The sequence below is a fragment of the Micromonospora sp. WMMD734 genome, assembly GCF_049178975.1.
Lineage (GTDB): Bacteria > Actinomycetota > Actinomycetes > Mycobacteriales > Micromonosporaceae > Micromonospora > Micromonospora wenchangensis.
Window position 1 is genome coordinate 7062170 of record NZ_JBMHMK010000001.1, and the last position, 17176, is coordinate 7079345.

The window sequence follows — 17176 nt, forward strand, 5'->3', positions numbered from 1 at the left end:
GCGTCGGTCTGTCGACCTCTGCGCATGCTGGGAGTGCTCTCCTCGGTAGGGGATCGTTGCCTGAGGGAAAGCGTACCGAGGTGGGCCGACGATCGGCCAGCGAGGAAGCCGGGTCAGCCCGGGCGGGAGAGCCAGCCGGACGGTCGGGCGATGATCCGCCGGACCACCGCACCGGCCCCGCCGACGGCGGCGGACTCGGCCCCGAGCGCCGCCGGGCGGACCGTCACCGGGGACCACCCGCTGGTGAGCACCCGGGCGTCGAGTTCGGCCAGCACCGGCGGGCACAGCCACGGCGCGAGGGTCGCGTATCCACCGCCGAGCACCACGGTGTCCAGGTCGAGCAGGTTCACCACCCCGGAGACGGCCACCCCGAGCGCGGTGCCGGCGGCGTACAGCGCGTCGAGCGCGGCCGGGTCGCCGGAGTCGGCCAGGTCGGCCAGCCGGCGGGCGGCGGTGTCGGCCGGCAGGTCCACCCCGGCCAGCCCGGCCGCGACCAGCACGGCCTCCTGCCCGGCGTACGTCTCCAGGCAGCCGCGCGCCCCGCAGCGGCAGGTGGGGCCACCCGGATCGACGGGTACGTGACCCAGCTCGCCGCTCCAGCCCCGGGAACCCCGGAACAGCGCCCCGTCGAGCACGATCCCGGCACCGATGCCGATCTCGCCGGAGACGTGCAGGAAGCTCTGCGGGCCGCCGGGACGGGCGTGCAGTTCGCCGAGCGCGGCGAGGTTCGCCTCGTTCTCCACCACCAGTGGCGGCACCCCGTCGACCGGGTCGGTGAGGTCGGGGTGGCCGGCGAGCAGGGCCGGCACGTCGACGTCCCGCCAGCCCAGGTTGGGGGCGAGCCGGACCAGGCCACGCGCGTCGACCAGCCCCGGCACGGCCAGGGCCGCCCCGGCCAGGCCGAGGCCGGCGGCGTCGGCGGCGGCGCGGGCCCGCCGGGCCAGGGCGACCAGGTCGGTGAGCGCGTCGGCGGGGGAGAGCGGGCGCAGGTCGATCCGGCGTACCTCGTGGTGCCGGACCGCGCCGGTGAGGTCGACCACGCAGGCGGCGAGGTAGTCGACGTTGACCTCCAGGCCGAGCCCGGCCGGGCCGGTGTCGCCGAGCAGCAGCCCCCGGGCGGGCCGGCCGGCGCCGGTCCGGGGCGCGGGGTCGGCCTCGGTGACCAGCCGGCCGGCGATCAGGTCGTCGACGACCGCCGACACGGTGGCGCGGGTCAGGCCGGTGTCGGCGGCGATCTCGGCCCGCGACGGCGGCCGGGCGGTGTCGGCGATCCGCCGCAGCACCACGGCGAGGTTGAGTTCGCGCAGGCTTCCCTGGCGGACCGCGCCCGCGGTCCGGGTCTCGGTCACCCCTTGACAGTGCCACAGCACGGCCATTTAATTCAACCACTGAACAAATTGCGGGTCATCCACCCACCGCCACCATCATCATCCTCACCGGAGGTCTGCCATGGCACCCCGTCCCACTCCCGCCGACAAGTTCTCCTTCGGGCTCTGGACGGTGGGCTGGCAGGCCCGTGACCCGTTCGGTGACGCCACCCGCCCGGAGCTGGACGCCGTCGAGGCGGTGCACCGGCTCGCCGAGCTGGGCGCGTACGGCATCACGTTCCACGACGACGACCTGATCCCGTTCGGTGCCGACAACACCGCCCGGGAGGCCCAGCTCGCCCGGTTCCGCAAGGCCCTCGACGAGACCGGCCTGGTCGTGCCGATGGTCACCACCAACCTGTTCACCCACCCGGTGTTCAAGGACGGCGGCTTCACCAGCAACGACCGCGACGTGCGCCGCTACGCGCTGCGCAAGGTGCTGCGCAACGTCGACCTCGCCGCCGAGCTGGGTGCCAAGACCTTCGTCATGTGGGGCGGCCGGGAGGGCTCCGAGTACGACGTGGCCAAGGACATCCGGGCCGCGCTGGACCGCTACCGCGAGGCCGTCGACGTGCTCTGCCAGTACGTCGTGGACCAGGGCTACGACCTGCGGTTCGCCATCGAGCCCAAGCCGAACGAGCCGCGCGGCGACATCCTGCTCCCCACCGTCGGGCACGCGCTGGCGTTCATCTCCGAGCTGGAGCGGCCCGAGATGGTCGGCCTGAACCCGGAGGTCGGGCACGAGCAGATGGCCGGCCTCAACTACGCCCACGGCATCGCCCAGGCGCTCTGGCAGGGCAAGCTGTTCCACCTCGACCTCAACGGCCAGCGCGGCATCAAGTACGACCAGGACCTGGTCTTCGGCCACGGCGACCTGATGAATGCGTTCGCCCTGGTCGACCTGCTGGAGAACGGCGGCCCCAACGGCGGCCCGGCGTACGACGGCCCGCGGCACTTCGACTACAAGCCCTCCCGCACCGAGGACATCTCCGGGGTGTGGGCGTCGGCCGAGGCCAACATGGCGACCTACCTGCTGCTCAAGGAGCGGGCGGCGGCGTTCCGGGCCGACCCGGAGGTGGTCGAGGCGCTCGCCGCCAGCAAGGTCGGCGAGCTGGGCAGCCCGACGCTGGGCGACGGTGAGGGCTACGCCGGGTTGCTCGCCGACCGGTCCGCGTTCGAGGAGTTCGACGTGGACGCGACGGCCGCGAAGGGCTTCGGCTTCGTTCGGCTCAACCAGCTCGCCGTCGAGCACCTGCTCGGCGCGCGCTGAGGCGGCCCGGCATGCCGCTCGTCGCCGGGGTGGACTCGTCCACCCAGTCCTGCAAGGTGGTGATCCGGGACGCGGAGACCGGCGCGCTGGTCCGGGAGGGCCGCGCGCCGCACCCGGACGGCACCGAGGTCGACCCACGGGCCTGGTGGGATGCCCTGCTGGCCGCCGTCGAGGCGGCCGGCGGGCTGGCCGACGTGGCGGCCGTGTCGGTCGCCGGTCAGCAGCACGGCATGGTCTGCCTCGACGAGGCGGGCGAGGTCGTCCGGCCGGCGCTGCTGTGGAACGACACCCGGTCCGCCGACGCGGCCCGGGACCTGATCGCCGAGGCCGGCGGCGGGGAAACCGGCCGCCGGTTCTGGGCCGACGCGGTGGGGCTGGTCCCGGTGGCCAGCTTCACCGCCACCAAGCTGCGCTGGCTGGCCCGGCACGAGCCGGAGCACGCCGCCCGGGTCGCCGCCGTCTGCCTGCCGCACGACTGGCTGACCTGGCGGTTGGCGGGTGCTCCCGACCTGGCGGCGCTGCGCACCGACCGGGGTGACGCCAGCGGCACCGGCTACTGGTCGCCGGTGACCGGGCAGTACCGCCCCGACCTGCTGGAGAAGGCGTTCGGTCGGGTCGTCGAGGTGCCCACGGTGCTCGGTCCGGCCGAGCGGGCCGGCGTACTCGACCCGGTCGTGCTGGCGGGCGGCCAGGCGGTTCCGGGCGGGGACGTCGTGCCCGGCACCGGGGAGATCCTGCTCGGCCCCGGCACCGGGGACAATGCCGCCGCCGCGTTGGGCGTCGGCGCCGGTCCGGGCGACGTGGTCGTGTCGATCGGCACCTCGGGCACGGTCTTCGCGGTGGCGGACACGCCGGCCGCCGACGCCGGTGGCGCGGTGGCCGGGTTCGCCGACGCGACCGGCCGGTTCCTGCCGCTGGTCTGCACGCTCAACGCGGCCCGGGTGCTCGACTCGGCGGCGACGCTGCTCGGCGTCGACCTCGACACGCTGTCCGAGCTGGCGTTGAGCGCCCCGCCCGGGGCCGACGGCCTGGTCATGGTGCCCTACCTGGAGGGGGAGCGGACCCCGGACCGCCCCACCGCCACCGGCTCGGTGCACGGCCTCACCCTGCGTACCGCCACCCCGGCGCACCTGGCCCGGGCGGCGGTGGAGGGGATGCTCTGCGCGCTGGCCGACGGCCTCGACGCGCTGGTCGCCCAGGGCGCGACGGTCGAGCGGGTGATCCTGGTCGGCGGCGGGGCCCGCTCGGCGGCGGTCCGCCGGATCGCGCCGCAGGTCTTCGGTCGTCCCGTGGTGGTGCCCCCGCCGGGGGAGTACGTCGCCGACGGTGCGGCCCGCCAGGCCGCCTGGGTCGCCCTGGGCGGCGCGACGCCGCCCACCTGGGCACCGAAGGACACCGAGGAGTACGCGGCGGAGCCCGTCCCCGCCATCCGTGAGCGGTACGCGCAGGCCCGCGACCACACCCTGGACCGGGTGGCCGTGCCCGGGGAGTGACCCACCTGACCGGCGACGTCGGCCGGTGACCGGCGCACGGGGGCCGGTCACCGGCCGACGCCCGGTTCCGCCCCGGCGGGACGGTCCGGCGGGGGTGCCCGTCGGGCCGGGAGGCGTACCTGGTTGGCTGCCGGACATGACCGGCAGCAGGATGCCCCGGCGCGGGAACGCGGCGCACCGCCTCTACAGCGTCGTGGTGTTCGTGGTGCTCGCCTCGCTGGACAACGTGGCGATCGGCCTGGTGCCCCCGCTGTACGGGCCGATCTCCGGGGCGCTGGGCGTGCCACAGCGGATGCTCGGCCTGGTCACGGCGGTGAGCTTCCTGATCAGCGCGGTCGCGGCGGTGGCCTGGGCGTACGTCGGCGACCGGACCAACCGCAAGCCGCTGCTGATGGTCGGCACGCTGGTCTGGGCCGCCGGCACCGGTGGCAGCGCGTTCGCCACCGGCTTCCCGACGTTCCTCGCCGCGCAACTGGTGGCCGCGGTCGGGTTGGGCGCGGTCGGCTCGGTCGGGTATTCCGTGGTGACCGACCTGATCTCCCCGCGCCGCCGGGGCCTGGTGATGAGCTTCTGGGGGCTGTCCCAGGGGGTCGGCACCCTGGCCGGCACGCTCACCGGCGGGCTGCTCGGCGCGGCCGACTGGCGACGCCCGTTCCTGCTGCTCACCGTGGTCGGCCTGGCGGCCACGGTGGCCTACCTGCTGACCTACGACATCCGGCGCGGGCAGAGCGAACCGGAACTGGCCGGGGCGATCGAGGCCGGCGTCGGGTACGACTACCGGATCACCCGCTCCGACCTGCCGCGCATCCTGGGGCGGCGGACCAACAGGTGGCTGATCCTGCAGGGCCTCACCGCGCAGGCGGCGTTCGGTTCGCTGGTGTGGCTGCCGGTGCTGTTCGCCGAGCGGGCGCAGGGGCAGGGCTACTCGACGGCGACGGCGGTCGTGGTGGGCAGCGTCTTCGCCACCCTGTTCCAGCTCGGCGGGGTGTTCTCCATCGTCGGCGGGCTGGCCGGGGACGCGCTGCAACGGCGTACCCCCCGGGGACGGGCGCTGGTGGCGGCGGTCGGCATCCTCGCGGCGCTGCCGTTCTACCTGGTGTTGTTCTTCGTGCCGATCCGGATCGACGTGCCCGACGGCGGCGGCACCGGCGCGGTGGTGGGTGCGGTGCTGGCCAGCGTGGTGACCGAGCCGACGGTCGGGCTGAGCCTGCTCACCGCCGTCGTCGCGTTGGCGTTGACCTCGGCGAACTCGCCGAACTGGTTCGCCCTGATCGCCGACGTCAACCCGCCGGAGCACCGGGGCACCGTCTACAGCCTGGGCAACCTGGTCAACGGGGTCGGCCGGGCCGCCGGCAACGGGCTGGTCGGCGCGGCCTTCCACGCGCTGCGGGCGGCGTTCCCGCCGCCGCTGAACTACGCCGTCGGACTGGCCGCGTTCCAGCTCTTCTTCATCCCCACCGGGCTGATGTACTGGCTGGCCTCCCGCACGTCGCCCGGCGACATCGCCGCCGTGGGTGACCTGCTGCACGACCGCGCCGACCGCCAGTGAGCTGTTGGCCCAGGCCCCGCCTCGGGCTGGTTCGGTGCACAACCCCGTGCGCCGCCCCGTCCGGCGTGACGGGATCGCCCGGCGTGACGGGATCGCCTGGTGCCACGGGATCGCCCGGCGCTACGAGATCGCCCATCGCCTGTCGGGATGGGGATACCTCAGTCGGGTCCTTTCGAGCTGATGACAACAACGAATCACCGCCGGGGCAGGATCCCGCACGGCTGAACGGCCCCGGGGGATACGGGTCGCCGGCCGCGCCGGGTCGGGCGGGCGCCATTCGTGGGCCGCGCCATTCGTGGGGCGCGCGCGCCACTCGTGGGGCGGGCCATTCGTGGGCGCGCGCCATTCGTGGGCGCGCGCCATTCGTGGGGGCGGGCTATTCGTGAGGCGCGCCACTCGTGGGGGCGGGCCCCGCCAGCTTCGGCGACTTCCACCTCTGAATCGTTGACGGCATCAGCTCTAAAGGATGCGAACAGCACTACCAAGGTGCCGTCCGCCTCCGGGACCGGCCGCCAGCCCCGGCACCCTTCCCCGGCACCCTTCCCCGGCATCCGCGCCGTGGCACTGCGCGCTGGGCCACCCCCACCGGCCCGGGCCACCCCAACCGGCCCGGTCCGCACTCCGGGCCCGGTCCGCGCCCCGGGCCCGGACCGGCTGGGCACCGGGGCCGGGGCCGGGGGGCGGTGGGGTGGGGTCAGGAGTGACGGACCCAGACGGTCACGTCGGTGGGGACCCGACCGTCGGCGTCCAGCGGCGCGCTGCTGTGCAGCAGCTCCCCGGCCGGCGGCGGCACGGCCGCCGTACCGAAGTTGGTCAGCACGGTCAGCCCGCCGTTGCGGAAACTGAGCACCTCGTCGCCGGAGGAGAGCCACTCCAGCGTCCCCCGGCCCAGGGCGTACTCGCGACGCAGCCGCAACGCGGTCCGGTACGTCTCGTACGTCGAGCCGGACACCCCCTGCTGCCGGTCCAGGGCGTACTCGGCCCACAGCGGTGGCTGCGGTAGCCAGCTGGCGTCGGTCGGGCCGAAGCCGTAGGAGGGGGCGTCGGCCTCCCACGGGATCGGCACCCGGCAGCCGTCCCGACCACGCTGGGTGTGGCCGCTGCGCTCCCAGGTCGGGTCCTGGCGGGACTCGTCGGGCAGCGTGGTGTGCTCCGGCAGCCCCAGTTCCTCGCCCTGGTAGAGGTAGGCGGAGCCGGGCAGGGCCAGCATCAGCAGGGTGGCCGCCTTGGCCCGGCGCAGGCCCAGCGCGGCGTCCGGCTGGGGGTCGCCGATGCCGATGCCGTTGGGCCGGCCGCCCTTGGCGGACAGCCCCATCCGGGAGGCGTGCCGGATCACGTCGTGGTTGGACAACACCCAGGTGGTGGGGGCGCCGACGGCGTCGGTGGCCTCCAACGAGCGGGTGATCACCGCGTACTGGGCGGGGGCCGTCCAGGCCGCGAGCAGGTACTCGAAGTTGAACGCCTGGTGCATCTCGTCGGGGCGGACGTAGCGGGCGATCCGTTCGGCCGGCTCGACCCACGCCTCGGCGACGAGGATTCGGTCGCCGTCGTAGGAGTCGAGCACCTGCCGCCACTGCCGGTAGACCTCGTGCACGCCGTCCTGGTCCCACATCGGCGGGCGCGGCTTGTCGGCCTCGTTGCCGGAGAGGATCTCCTGCGGCTCCTCCCAGTTGGCCAGGTCGGCCTGCTTGATCAGGCCGTGCGCCACGTCCACCCGGAAGCCGTCGACGCCCCGGTCCAGCCAGAACCGGAGCACGTCGACGAACTCGGCGCGGATCTCCGGGTTGTCCCAGTTGAGGTCCGGCTGGGCGGTGTCGAACAGGTGCAGGTACCACTGGCCGGGCCGGCCGTCGGGCTCGACGAGCCGGGTCCAGGCGGGGCCGCCGAAGACGCTCTGCCAGTCGTTGGGCGGCTCTGCACCGTCCGGGCCGAGACCGTCGCGGAAGATGTACCGGGCCCGCTCGGGGCTGCCGGGGGCGGCGGCGACGGCGGCCCGGAACCACCGGTGCGCCGACGAGGTGTGGTTGGGGACCAGGTCGACGATGACCTTCAGTCCCTTCGCGCGGGCCTCGGCGATCAACCTGTCGGCGTCGGCCAGGCTGCCGAACAGGGGGTCGACGTCGCGGTAGTCGGCGACGTCGTAGCCCGCGTCGGCCTGCGGCGACGGGTAGAACGGCGACAGCCAGACGGCGTCGACACCCAACTCGGCCAGGTGCCCGAGCCGGGCGGTGATGCCGGGCAGGTCGCCGATGCCGTCACCGTCGGAGTCGGCGAAGGAACGCGGATAGATCTGGTAGATGACGGCCTCGGTCCACCATCCGGGTGCCACGCCCACGGACTGTTCCTGCTGCCTCGCGTCGGTGTTCAGAGCCTTCTCCCTGTGTCGAGCCGGTCGGGCCGTGCGGTCGAATCCGTTCAGTTTGCCCGGGGCGGGCCGGTCGATTCCCGTACCACCAGGCGAGTGGGCAGGATCACCGGCGGGCGTGGCGTGGGCCCGTGCACACGGGTCGCGCGCGGTGCGGGCACCCGGTCGGCGTCCGGCTCGGCGACGACACCGCCCAATTCGGCGGCGGCGGCGCCCAGCGGGTCGAGCAGCATCCGGGCGGCGAGCCGGCCCTGCTCGGCGGCGGGCTGGGCGATGGTGGTCAACCCGAGCACGGCGGACAGGTCGTGGTCGTCCACGCCGATCACGCTGACGTCCTGCGGGACCCGCAGCCCGGCGTCGCGCAGCGCGGTCATCGCGCCCATCGCGATCTCGTCGCAGGCGGCGAAGATCGCCGTCGGTGGTTCGCCCCGGGCCAGCAGCTCGACGGTGGCCTGGTTGCCGCCGTCGATGGTGAACTGCGACTCCATGTCCAGCCGGGGGTCGGGGCGCAGCCCGGCGCGGCGCAGCGCCTCCTGGTAGCCCCGGCGACGGTCGGTGTGGGTGGTGAAGGCCAACTCGTCGTCGGGGTCGCCGGAGATGTGGGCGATCCGCCGGTGGCCCAGGTCGAGCAGGTGCCGGGTGGCGGTCCGGGCCGCGGCCACGTCGTCGATCCGCACGCAGGGCCAGCCGGGGACGGTGCTGCCGGAGCTGATCGTGATGCCGGGCAGGTCCAGCTCGGCCAGGGCGGTCAGGTCGGCCGGGCGCAGCGGGGTGGCGACCAGCATGATCGCGTCCACCCGCTTGTGCAGGTTGGCGGTGCGCAGCACCCGTTGCCGCACCTGCTCGCGCCCGCCGAGGTTGTAGAGCAGCAGGTCGTAGCCGGCGTGGTGGAGGAACTCCTCGACCGCCTCGACGACGGTGCCGAAGAACCACCTGGTGATCCGGGGCACCACCACGGCGACCGTGCCGGTCCGGCCACCGGCCAGCCGGGAGGCACTCGGCGAGACCGCGTACTGGAGCTGTTCGGCGGCGGCGAGCACCCGGCGGCGGGTCGCGGCCGACACCGTCGGCAGGCCGCGCAACGCCCGGGAGACCGTGGCCGTGGAGACCCCGGCCAGCCGGGCCACGTCGTCGATCCTCGTCACGCTGTCGTTCCCCCGCTCCGCGCCGGCCCCCGTCGCCGCCCGGCAGCACCGGGCGGCGACGGACGGCCGTCAACCCTTGACGCTCCCGGCGAGCAGGCCGCGCACGAAGAAGCGCTGCAGGGACAGGAACACGACCAGCGGTACGACGATCGAGACGAACGCGCCGGCGGTGAGCCGCTGCCACTCGTTGCCCCGGGTGCCGGCCATCTCGGCCAGGCGCACGGTGAGCGGGGCGGTCTCGTTGCCGCCACCGGCGAAGATCAGCGCGACCAGCAGGTCGTTCCAGACCCAGAGGAACTGGAAGATGCCGAACGCCGCCAGCGCCGGGGTGATCAGTGGCAGCACGATGGTGCGGAAGATCTTGGGGTGGGTGGCCCCGTCGACCCGCGCCGCCTCCATCAGGTCCCGGGGGAGCTGCGAGATGAAGTTGTGCAGCAGGAACACCGCGAAGGGCAGGGCGAAGCAGGTGTGCGCGAACCACACCTGGGCGAACTTCTGCTCGTCCACCAGGTCCCAGGCCGGCAGCAGCTGGATGCCGGCCACGGTGACCCCGGTGGAGAAGAACTTCAGCAGCGGCACCAGGGCCATCTGCAACGGCACGATCTGCATCGCGAAGATCGCGATGTAGAGCCAGTCCCGTCCCCGGAAGTTGATCCAGGCCAACGCGTACGCGGCGAGCGAGGCGAACGCCATCGGGAAGAGCACCGACGGGATGGTGATGGCCAGCGAGTTGATGAAGTAGCTGGCCAGCTGCCCCGACGACGAGGAGGAGCCGAACAGGACGTCCTGGTAGTTCTCCAGGGTGAACTGCGGGTCGGTGAAGAAGGTCCACCACCCGGTGGACTTGATCTCGGCCTCGGGCCGGAACGAGGAGACGAACAGGCCGAACGTCGGGATCGTCCAGAGCAGCGCGATGACGATCGAGACCAGGGTGGCCGTACGGGTGTTGAGCCGGCTACGGACCCGGCCGGCGGTGCTCGTCGGCTTCCCGGTGGCCTGGGCCCCGGCTCCGACGGTGGGCGTGGCGGTGGTCATCTCAGCCCTCCCGCTGTTGACGCAGGTTGCGGATCTGGTAGATCACGATCGGGATCACCAGGATGAAGAGGAAGACCGCCAGGGCGGAGCCCTGCCCGTTCTCGCCGTACCGGAACGCCTGGTTGTACATCTCGTTGGCGATCACGCTGGTGTCGTAGTTGCCGTTGGTGGCGGTCCGGACGATGTCGAAGACCTTCAGCGTGGCGATCGACAGGGTCACCACGACCACGATCAGCGCGGGTCGGATGCTCGGCATGGTGATCTGCCAGAACATCTGCCACGGGCTGACCCCGTCGAGGCGGGCCGCCTCGACGATGTCCGCCGGGATCGCCTTGATCGCGGCGGAGAGCACGACCATGGCGAAACCGGCCTGGATCCACACCATGATCACGATGAGCAGGAAGGTGTTCAGCGGTGAGTCGAGCAGCCACTGCCGGGGTTCGCCGCCGAGGCTGACCACGATCTGGTTGAGCAGGCCGATCTGGTCCTGCTCCTCGCTGCGGTAGGCGTAGACGAACTTCCAGATGATGCTGGCCCCCACGAACGAGATCGCCATCGGCAGGAAGATCAGTGACTTGGCGATGGACTCGAACCGGGCCTTGTCCACCATCACGGCGTAGAGCAGGCCGAACGTGGTGGCCACCAGCGGCACCAGGAGCACCCAGATCAGGGTGTTGAGCAGCACCCGGACGATCGAGTCGTCGGAGAACATCCAGCCGTAGTTGCGCAGCCCCACCCAGTTGTCGCTGCCGGCGTCCATGAAGGAGAGCAGCACGGTGCGCAGCGCCGGCACCACCAGCCCGACGGAGAGCAGCAGCACCGTCGGCAGCAGGAAGAAGAGCGCGAACAGGCCCTCCCTCGGCTTGCGTCGGCGGGGCAGGGGACCGCCACCGGTCGCGGCGGCGACCAGTTGCGCCTCCCGACGGCGGGCGAACCAGGCCGGCACCACGTCGAGGAGCAGGAGCAGACCGCCCACCACCGCGACGAAAGCGATCAGCCCGTACATCAGCATGAGGAACTTCGGCTGTTCCTCAGCGAAGTCGAACTCCATCGACCCTCCCTCTCAAGGGTTCGTATCCGACGGGTGGCCCGGTCCGCACCGTGCGGACCGGGCCACCCGTCTCAGATCACTTCCAGCTGTTCTCGATGCCGTTCAGCACCGTGGTGGTGTCCTTGCCGTTGATCCACTCGACCATGCCCTTCCAGAAGGTGCCGTTGCCGACCGCGGCCGGCATCAGGTCGGAGCCGTCGAAGCGGAAGACGGTCTTCGGGTCCTGGAGGATGCCCACGGAGAGCTTGTCCACCGGGTTCGGGACGTTGGCCAGGTCGAGCTTCTTGTTCGCCGACACCCAGTCGCCGATCTTGGCGCGGCTGTTGGCGTACTCGCCGGAGGCGAGGTAGGTCTGCACCGCCTGGACCTCGGGACGGTCGGTGAAGGCCGCGACGAACTCGCCGCCACCCAGCACCGGCTTGCCCTTGGCCGGGTCGATCGACGGGAAGTAGAACGCGAACACGTCGCCGTCCTCGGCCACCTTGGTGCCCTCGGGCCACTGGTTGGCGTAGAAGGACGCCTGCCGGTGCAGGGCGCACTTGCCGGTGGTGATCGGCACGCCGGCCTCCTGGAAGGAGGTGGTGGCGATGCTCTTCACGCCGCCGAAGCCGCCGTTGACGTACTTGTCGTTCTTGAGGATGGTGCCGGCCCGGTTGAGCGCGTCGGCGACCTGCGGGCTGTTGAACGGGATGCCGTGGGTGGTCCACTGGTCGTAGACCTCGGGGCCGGCCGTACGCAGCAGCACGTCCTCGATCCAGTCGGTGGCCGGCCAGCCGGTGGCGTCACCGGACTCGATGCCGGCGCACCACGGCTTGGTGCCGCTGGCCGCGATCGTGTCGGAGAGCTTGATCAGCTCGTCCCAGCTGGTGGGGACGGCCCAGCCCTTCTCCTTGAAGGTCTTCGGCGAGTACCAGACGAACGACTTGACGTTCGAGCCCAGCGGGGCGCCGTAGAACTGGCCGTTGATGGTGGTGTACTTCAGCCAGTCGGGGGAGAAGTTCGCCTCGGCCTCGGTCTTGGTGGCGGCGGAGACGGGCTTGAGGTTGCCGCCGTCGACGAACCGCTTGACCAGACCAGGCTGCGGGATGAAGGCCAGGTCGGGCGCGTTGCCGCCCTGCACCCGGACGGGGAGCTGGGCCTCGAACTCGCCGGAGCCCTCGTGGTCGATCTCGATGCCGGTGCAGTCCTCGAACTGCTTCCAGGACTGGGCCAGCCGGTCGGCCTCGATGTCCCGGATCGACGAGTAGATCGTGACCTTCTTGCCGTCGTTGTCACCGTACTTCTCGTATGCGGCGCATTCGGCCGAACCCGCGTTGCTGCTCTTCTTGTCGTCGCCGGTGCCACAGGCGGCGGCGCCGAGCGCCAGCCCCAGCACGCCGGCGATCGCGAGAGCCTGGCGTGATCTGGCAAACGCCATGCCGTTCTCCTTCCTTGCCGGCGCGCCCACAGGTGGGGGAACCCGACGCCGGTCCGATGAGTCGTCCCCACATGTAAGCGCTTGCATCCCGATCGGTCCACCCCCTGGCGGACACGGCCCGGTAACAATCCCGAAACCCGCTCACCGCGGGTGGGTGCGCTCCCACCTGTGGTCACCGAGTAGGGGTGGACAGGGGTCGGTGCGGCTTCCCATCGATGGCGATATCTGCCACTCTCGGGGCAAGGTATTGAAGGATCTCGACATCGGAGGTGTGCGATGCGCAGACGGTGGAGCCTGCTGGCGGCAGCCCTGCTGGTCACCGGGAGCCTGGTCCCGGCCGGCCCGGCCTGGGCCGCGCCCACGTTCAAGGTGCCCTTCCCCTGCAACCAGTCCTGGTCCGGCCAGACCCGGTCGGACCACAGCCCGGCCAACGCGATCGACTTCAACCGCACCGACGATCTCGGCGACCCGGTGGTCGCCAGCGCCCCGGGCACCGTCGACCGGGTCACCGACCTCGGCGGCACGAGCTACGGCAAGTACGTCCGGATCGACCACGGCGGCGGCTACACGACCTACTACGCCCACCTCAACGGCTTCAACGTCTCGGTCGGGCAGCAGGTCGGCTACGGCAAGGTGATCGGCTGGGTCGGCAGCACCGGCGGCTCCACCGGCCCGCACCTGCACTACGAGCAGCGCCTCAACGGCGACGACATCAAGGTCAAGTTCAACGGCACGCTCGCGTTGTACTGGGGCACCAAGACGTACACCAGCGGCAACGGCTGCTCCAGTGGCACCGGGTCGGGCACGGTCGACACCGCAGGCACCCCGCTGACCGTGCGCTCCGGGCCGGGCACCGGCTACGCGTCGGTCGGCACGGTCGCCGACGGCACCAAGGTCACCATCGGCTGCCAGACCAGCGGCACCACGGTCACCGGCACCTACGGCACCAGCGCGATCTGGGACCGGATCGGCTCCGGCCGGTTCATCGCCGACGCCTACGTCTACACCGGCCACGACGGCTACATCCCCGGCGTGCCCCGCTGCTGAGCCCGCGGGCACCGGGCCGCCGGGCCCGGTGCCCGGTCAGCCGTTGAGCTGCCAGATCGCGAAGTTCAGCGCGGCGGCGAAGGTGACCCAGGCCCAGTAGGGCAGCAGCAGGGCCGCCGCCGGCCGGGAGATCCGCCGGAAGGCGGCCACCGTCACCGCGATCGCCAGCCACATCAGCACGATCTCGGCGAAGGCCAGCCCGTAGCGCCCCGCGCCGAAGAACAGCGGCGTCCAGACCGCGTTGAGCACCAGCTGGACCGTCCACGCCCACAGCGCCGGGCCGAAGCCGACCCGCCGCCAGACCAGCCAGCCGGCGACCGCGATCAGCGCGTACAGCACGGTCCAGACCGGGCCGAACAGCCATCCCGGCGGGGCCCAGTCCGGCTGCTGGAGCGAGGCGTACTCGTCGCGGGTGCCGGACACCCCCAACCCGCCGATCGCGGCGGCGACGGCGACGGCCGCGCCGAAGCCGAGCAGCGCCCACCAGGTCCGCGCCGAGCCGGTCCGCCGGTCGCTCCGGGTTATCTCCATGGTCGAGATATTTCCCGGGTACGCCGTCCCAAAACCGCCCTGGCCGCACAGCAGAACGCCGGGGTCGTCGGTGCCGGATGCTCCTGTCTGGGAGGACGGAGCGTCCGGGGGCGACGACCCCGGCGGGTCAGGTGCGGGTACCGGCGTCAATTGAAGATGCTGACACCACCCGGGCCGACCAGGAGGCCGACCACGATGAGGACGATGCCCCACAGGATCTGCCGGCGGAACAGCGCGAGGATGCCGGCGACCACGAGTACGACTGCGAGAATCCAGAGAATCAGCTCCATGGCTGCTGAATACCCGGCGTTCCGATCGCGAAAACCTGGTTCTCAGTCGATCTGATCACCACCCAGGTGGAAGACGCTGTACGCCTGTTTGATCACCGGATGGGCGACGTTGCGCACGCGTACCCCGCCGGGGGTGACACCGCGTTCGCTGCCGGCGTGCGCGTGCCCGTGCAGGGCGAGCGCGGTGGGTGCCGAGTCGATCGCCTGACCGAGCTGGTACGACCCGAGGAACGGATAGATCTCCAGCGGCTCACCGGCCAGCGTGTCCGGCACCGGGGCGTAGTGGGTCAGGGCCACGAGCAGGTCGCAGTCCAACCCGCGCAGCGCCGCGCCCAACGCCGCCGCGCTCTCGTTGCTGGTCCGGACGAACGACTTCATCTCCGGCTCGCCGAAGTCGCTGGCGCACCGCCCGGCGAACCCGCCACCGAAGCCCTTGACCCCGGCCACCCCGAGCCGGCCGCCGGGGCACTCCAGCACCGTGCCGGTCCCCTCCAGCACGGTGATCCCGGCATCCTCCAGCACCTTGACCACCTGCGGCACCTGGTCGCACTGGTGGTCGTGGTTGCCCAGCACGGTGACCACCGGCACCCCGAGCCGGCCGAACTCCTCGGCGACGCAGCGCGCCTCGGCCTCGGTGCCGTGCCGGGTCAGGTCGCCGGCGAGCAGCAGCACGTCGGCGCAGTCGGGCAGCTCCTCCAGGGCCGGGCGGAACCGGCCCAGCACGTCGGCGTCCAGGTGTACGTCGCCGACGGCGGCGATCCGGATCATCGGGTCCTCCTCACGGCAGCTCCTCGACCTGCACCGGCGCCTGGGCGCGGATCACCCCGATGTCGCTGGTGATCGCCTCGTCCGGGAACCGTTCGGCCACCCGGCGCAGGATCTCCGCCCGGCGCTGCGGGCTCTCCACCTCACCGGTGAGGACCAGGCCGGTTTCCCGGTGGACCACGGTGATGCCCTGCTCGGCGACGTCCGGGTCCTCGGTCAGCAGCCGTTGGATCTCCGCCTCGACGTAGGCGTCCGGCGGGCCGGCGCTGTGCTCGGTCACGGGGTCTCCCTTCCCTCGGGGATGCGGGCGTACGGCACCGGCGTGCCCCCGTACGGGACGACGTCGAGCCGGTCCAGCAGCATCAGGAACGCTTCGGCGTACGGCGAGTGCTGGGTCTCCCTGCGTACCCGCTCCCAGTCGATCTGTTCGCGCAGCGACCGGGCCAGCGGCAGGCCCCGGGCGAAGTCGCAGTAGTGCTGGGAGAAGCTGAGCAGCTTGTGCACCATCAGCCGGGTCGCCGACAGCACCGGCATGTGGATGGCGTCCACCGGGCGGACCACGGTGTCGGCGAGGGTCTCGTGGGTCACCGGGGTCTCCACCGGCCGGTGGATCAGGTCCACCATCCGTCCGTCGTCGTAGACCTTGACCAGCCAGTCCTCCGGCGGGCGCTCGGCGGTGAAGCCCTCGTCGGTCAGCGCCTCCAACGCCCGCTCGACATGCTCCTCGGGGAGCAGGAAGTCCACGTCGTGTTCGCTGGAGTGGCCGCCGTGGGCGTACACGGCGAAGCTGCCGCCGAGGGCGAAGGGGATCTCGTTCTGCTTGAGCACGGCGGCGACCCGCTTGAGGGTGTGCAGGAGGCTGACGTCCCCGCGCTCGGCCATCTGGTCTCTCCCGTCGTGGATGGTCGGTGGGAAATGACGTTGCGTACCCGGCCGTCCGTCCGTCCACACCTGCCCGGTGCGCCGGTCCCGGTCGTCACGCCCCATCCGGGCATCGACCGGACAAGGGGGGATGCGCCGGTCGGATATCCTGTGCAGGGTGGCCAGATCACGGCGCGCGACCGACGGTGGGACCCGACTGCGGCGCGTCGCGCTGATCGGCATCGACGGCTCGGGCAAGACCACCCAGGCGTACTGGCTCGCCGCCGCGCTCACCTCGGCCGGGCGGCCCGCCACCTACCACCGCAACGCGGGTGGCCGGCGCTGGCTGGGCCGGCTCGCCGCCCGGTTCGGCCGGGCCGACGCGCAGTTGCTGGTGGGCCGGGACGGGATGCTCGCGGTGGAGTCCGTGCTGCGCTGGCTGGCGATCGCCGCCGCGCTGCTCAGTTGCCTGGTGACCGGCCGCACCGCGGTGATGGACCGCTACTCCGCCTGCCAGTACGCCAGCATCCGGGCGCACGGTGGGCAGCGCTGGGAGCGGCTGGCCCGGGCCGGCTACCGGATCTTCCCCGCACCGCAGGTCACCTTCCTGCTCGCCGTCGACCCGGTCGAGGCGTACCGGCGGATCGAGCGGCGGGGGGAGGATCACGAGACGATGGGTTGGCTGACCGCTGCCGACGCGGCCTACCGGTCGCTGCCCGAGTACCCGGGTTTCGTGGTGGTGGACGCCGGCGGCGGGCCCGACGAGGTCTCCCGGCGGATCCGGGCGCACCTGGCGCGCTGGCTGCCGCCGGAGGAGGCCGGGCCGGTCGTCGATGATCCGCCGGACGGCACCGGGCCGTCCGCGCCGGAGGCGACCGGTGGGCCCCGGGAGCCGGTCGCCGCCCAGTCCCGCCCGTAGACGCAGGCGATTCCACCGGACCGGTGGAGGCACGTCAGGCTGCGCAAATGGCAGTCTGGGCCGGTACGCCC

16 protein-coding genes are annotated in these 17176 nt (G+C 72.4%); 5 read left to right on the top strand and 11 right to left on the bottom strand.

Features of this window, described 5'->3' with window-relative positions:
• Positions 1-113: 113 nt before the first annotated feature.
• Positions 114-1376, bottom strand: a complete 1263-nt coding sequence (locus ACN267_RS30890; protein ID WP_421490227.1) for an ROK family protein — start codon at positions 1374-1376, stop codon at positions 114-116.
• 73 nt (positions 1377-1449) lie between these two features.
• Here ACN267_RS30890 and xylA point away from each other — a divergent pair, with 73 nt between their 5' ends.
• The 3 genes from xylA (at position 1450) to ACN267_RS30905 (ending at position 5679) form a co-directional block, all read left to right on the top strand.
• Positions 1450-2637: a xylose isomerase gene (xylA, locus tag ACN267_RS30895; RefSeq protein WP_421490228.1), complete on the top strand. Its 1188-nt coding sequence runs from the start codon at positions 1450-1452 to the stop codon at positions 2635-2637.
• An 11-nt stretch (positions 2638-2648) separates the two neighbouring features.
• Positions 2649-4130 (top strand): xylulokinase, encoded by a 1482-nt coding sequence (gene xylB, locus ACN267_RS30900; RefSeq protein ID WP_421490229.1) that lies wholly within the window; start codon positions 2649-2651, stop codon positions 4128-4130.
• Positions 4131-4266: 136 nt separating this feature from the next.
• Positions 4267-5679: an MFS transporter gene (locus ACN267_RS30905; protein WP_204958047.1), complete on the top strand. Its 1413-nt coding sequence runs from the start codon at positions 4267-4269 to the stop codon at positions 5677-5679.
• Between the two features lie 694 nt (positions 5680-6373).
• Here the strand turns inward: ACN267_RS30905 and ACN267_RS30910 are convergent.
• From ACN267_RS30910 to ACN267_RS30930, 5 genes are all read right to left on the bottom strand, one after another.
• Complete coding sequence (locus tag ACN267_RS30910) at positions 6374-8047, bottom strand: alpha-amylase family glycosyl hydrolase (protein ID WP_421490527.1); 1674 nt, start codon at positions 8045-8047, stop codon at positions 6374-6376.
• A 47-nt stretch (positions 8048-8094) separates the two neighbouring features.
• On the bottom strand, positions 8095-9189 hold the full coding sequence (locus tag ACN267_RS30915) for a LacI family DNA-binding transcriptional regulator (RefSeq protein ID WP_204958049.1): 1095 nt from the start codon (positions 9187-9189) through the stop codon (positions 8095-8097).
• 69 nt (positions 9190-9258) lie between these two features.
• Positions 9259-10224: a carbohydrate ABC transporter permease gene (locus ACN267_RS30920; RefSeq protein ID WP_204958050.1), complete on the bottom strand. Its 966-nt coding sequence runs from the start codon at positions 10222-10224 to the stop codon at positions 9259-9261.
• 1 nt (position 10225) lies between these two features.
• Positions 10226-11275, bottom strand: coding sequence for a carbohydrate ABC transporter permease (locus ACN267_RS30925; protein ID WP_204958051.1), 1050 nt, complete (start codon positions 11273-11275; stop codon positions 10226-10228).
• A 76-nt stretch (positions 11276-11351) separates the two neighbouring features.
• A complete protein-coding gene (locus tag ACN267_RS30930; RefSeq protein ID WP_421490230.1) occupies positions 11352-12692 on the bottom strand; it encodes an ABC transporter substrate-binding protein in 1341 nt (446 codons plus the stop codon).
• 276 nt (positions 12693-12968) lie between these two features.
• Between ACN267_RS30930 and ACN267_RS30935 the strand changes: the two genes are divergently transcribed.
• Positions 12969-13739 carry a M23 family metallopeptidase gene (locus ACN267_RS30935; RefSeq protein WP_204958053.1) on the top strand — a complete coding sequence of 257 codons (771 nt, stop codon included), beginning with the start codon at positions 12969-12971 and terminating at the stop codon, positions 13737-13739.
• 36 nt (positions 13740-13775) lie between these two features.
• Here ACN267_RS30935 and ACN267_RS30940 read toward each other — a convergent pair whose 3' ends face one another.
• The 5 genes from ACN267_RS30940 to ACN267_RS30960 all read right to left on the bottom strand — a co-directional run bounded on the left by ACN267_RS30940 (position 13776) and on the right by ACN267_RS30960 (position 16207).
• Positions 13776-14270, bottom strand: coding sequence for a TspO/MBR family protein (locus ACN267_RS30940; RefSeq protein ID WP_421490231.1), 495 nt, complete (start codon positions 14268-14270; stop codon positions 13776-13778).
• Positions 14271-14416: 146 nt separating this feature from the next.
• Positions 14417-14560 (bottom strand): GPGG-motif small membrane protein, encoded by a 144-nt coding sequence (locus ACN267_RS30945; RefSeq protein ID WP_007464364.1) that lies wholly within the window; start codon positions 14558-14560, stop codon positions 14417-14419.
• A 42-nt stretch (positions 14561-14602) separates the two neighbouring features.
• Complete coding sequence (locus ACN267_RS30950; RefSeq protein ID WP_204958055.1) at positions 14603-15328, bottom strand: metallophosphoesterase family protein; 726 nt, start codon at positions 15326-15328, stop codon at positions 14603-14605.
• A gap of 10 nt (positions 15329-15338) precedes the next feature.
• Positions 15339-15605, bottom strand: coding sequence for a hypothetical protein (locus ACN267_RS30955; RefSeq protein ID WP_204958056.1), 267 nt, complete (start codon positions 15603-15605; stop codon positions 15339-15341).
• Positions 15602-16207 (bottom strand): nucleotidyltransferase, encoded by a 606-nt coding sequence (locus ACN267_RS30960; RefSeq protein WP_204958057.1) that lies wholly within the window; start codon positions 16205-16207, stop codon positions 15602-15604. The genes ACN267_RS30955 and ACN267_RS30960 overlap by 4 nt, the downstream gene beginning before the upstream one ends.
• A gap of 157 nt (positions 16208-16364) precedes the next feature.
• Between ACN267_RS30960 and ACN267_RS30965 the strand changes: the two genes are divergently transcribed.
• Entirely contained in the window at positions 16365-17105 is a 741-nt protein-coding gene (locus tag ACN267_RS30965) for a dTMP kinase (RefSeq protein WP_421490232.1), read from the top strand.
• The last annotated feature ends 71 nt before the right edge of the window (positions 17106-17176 follow it).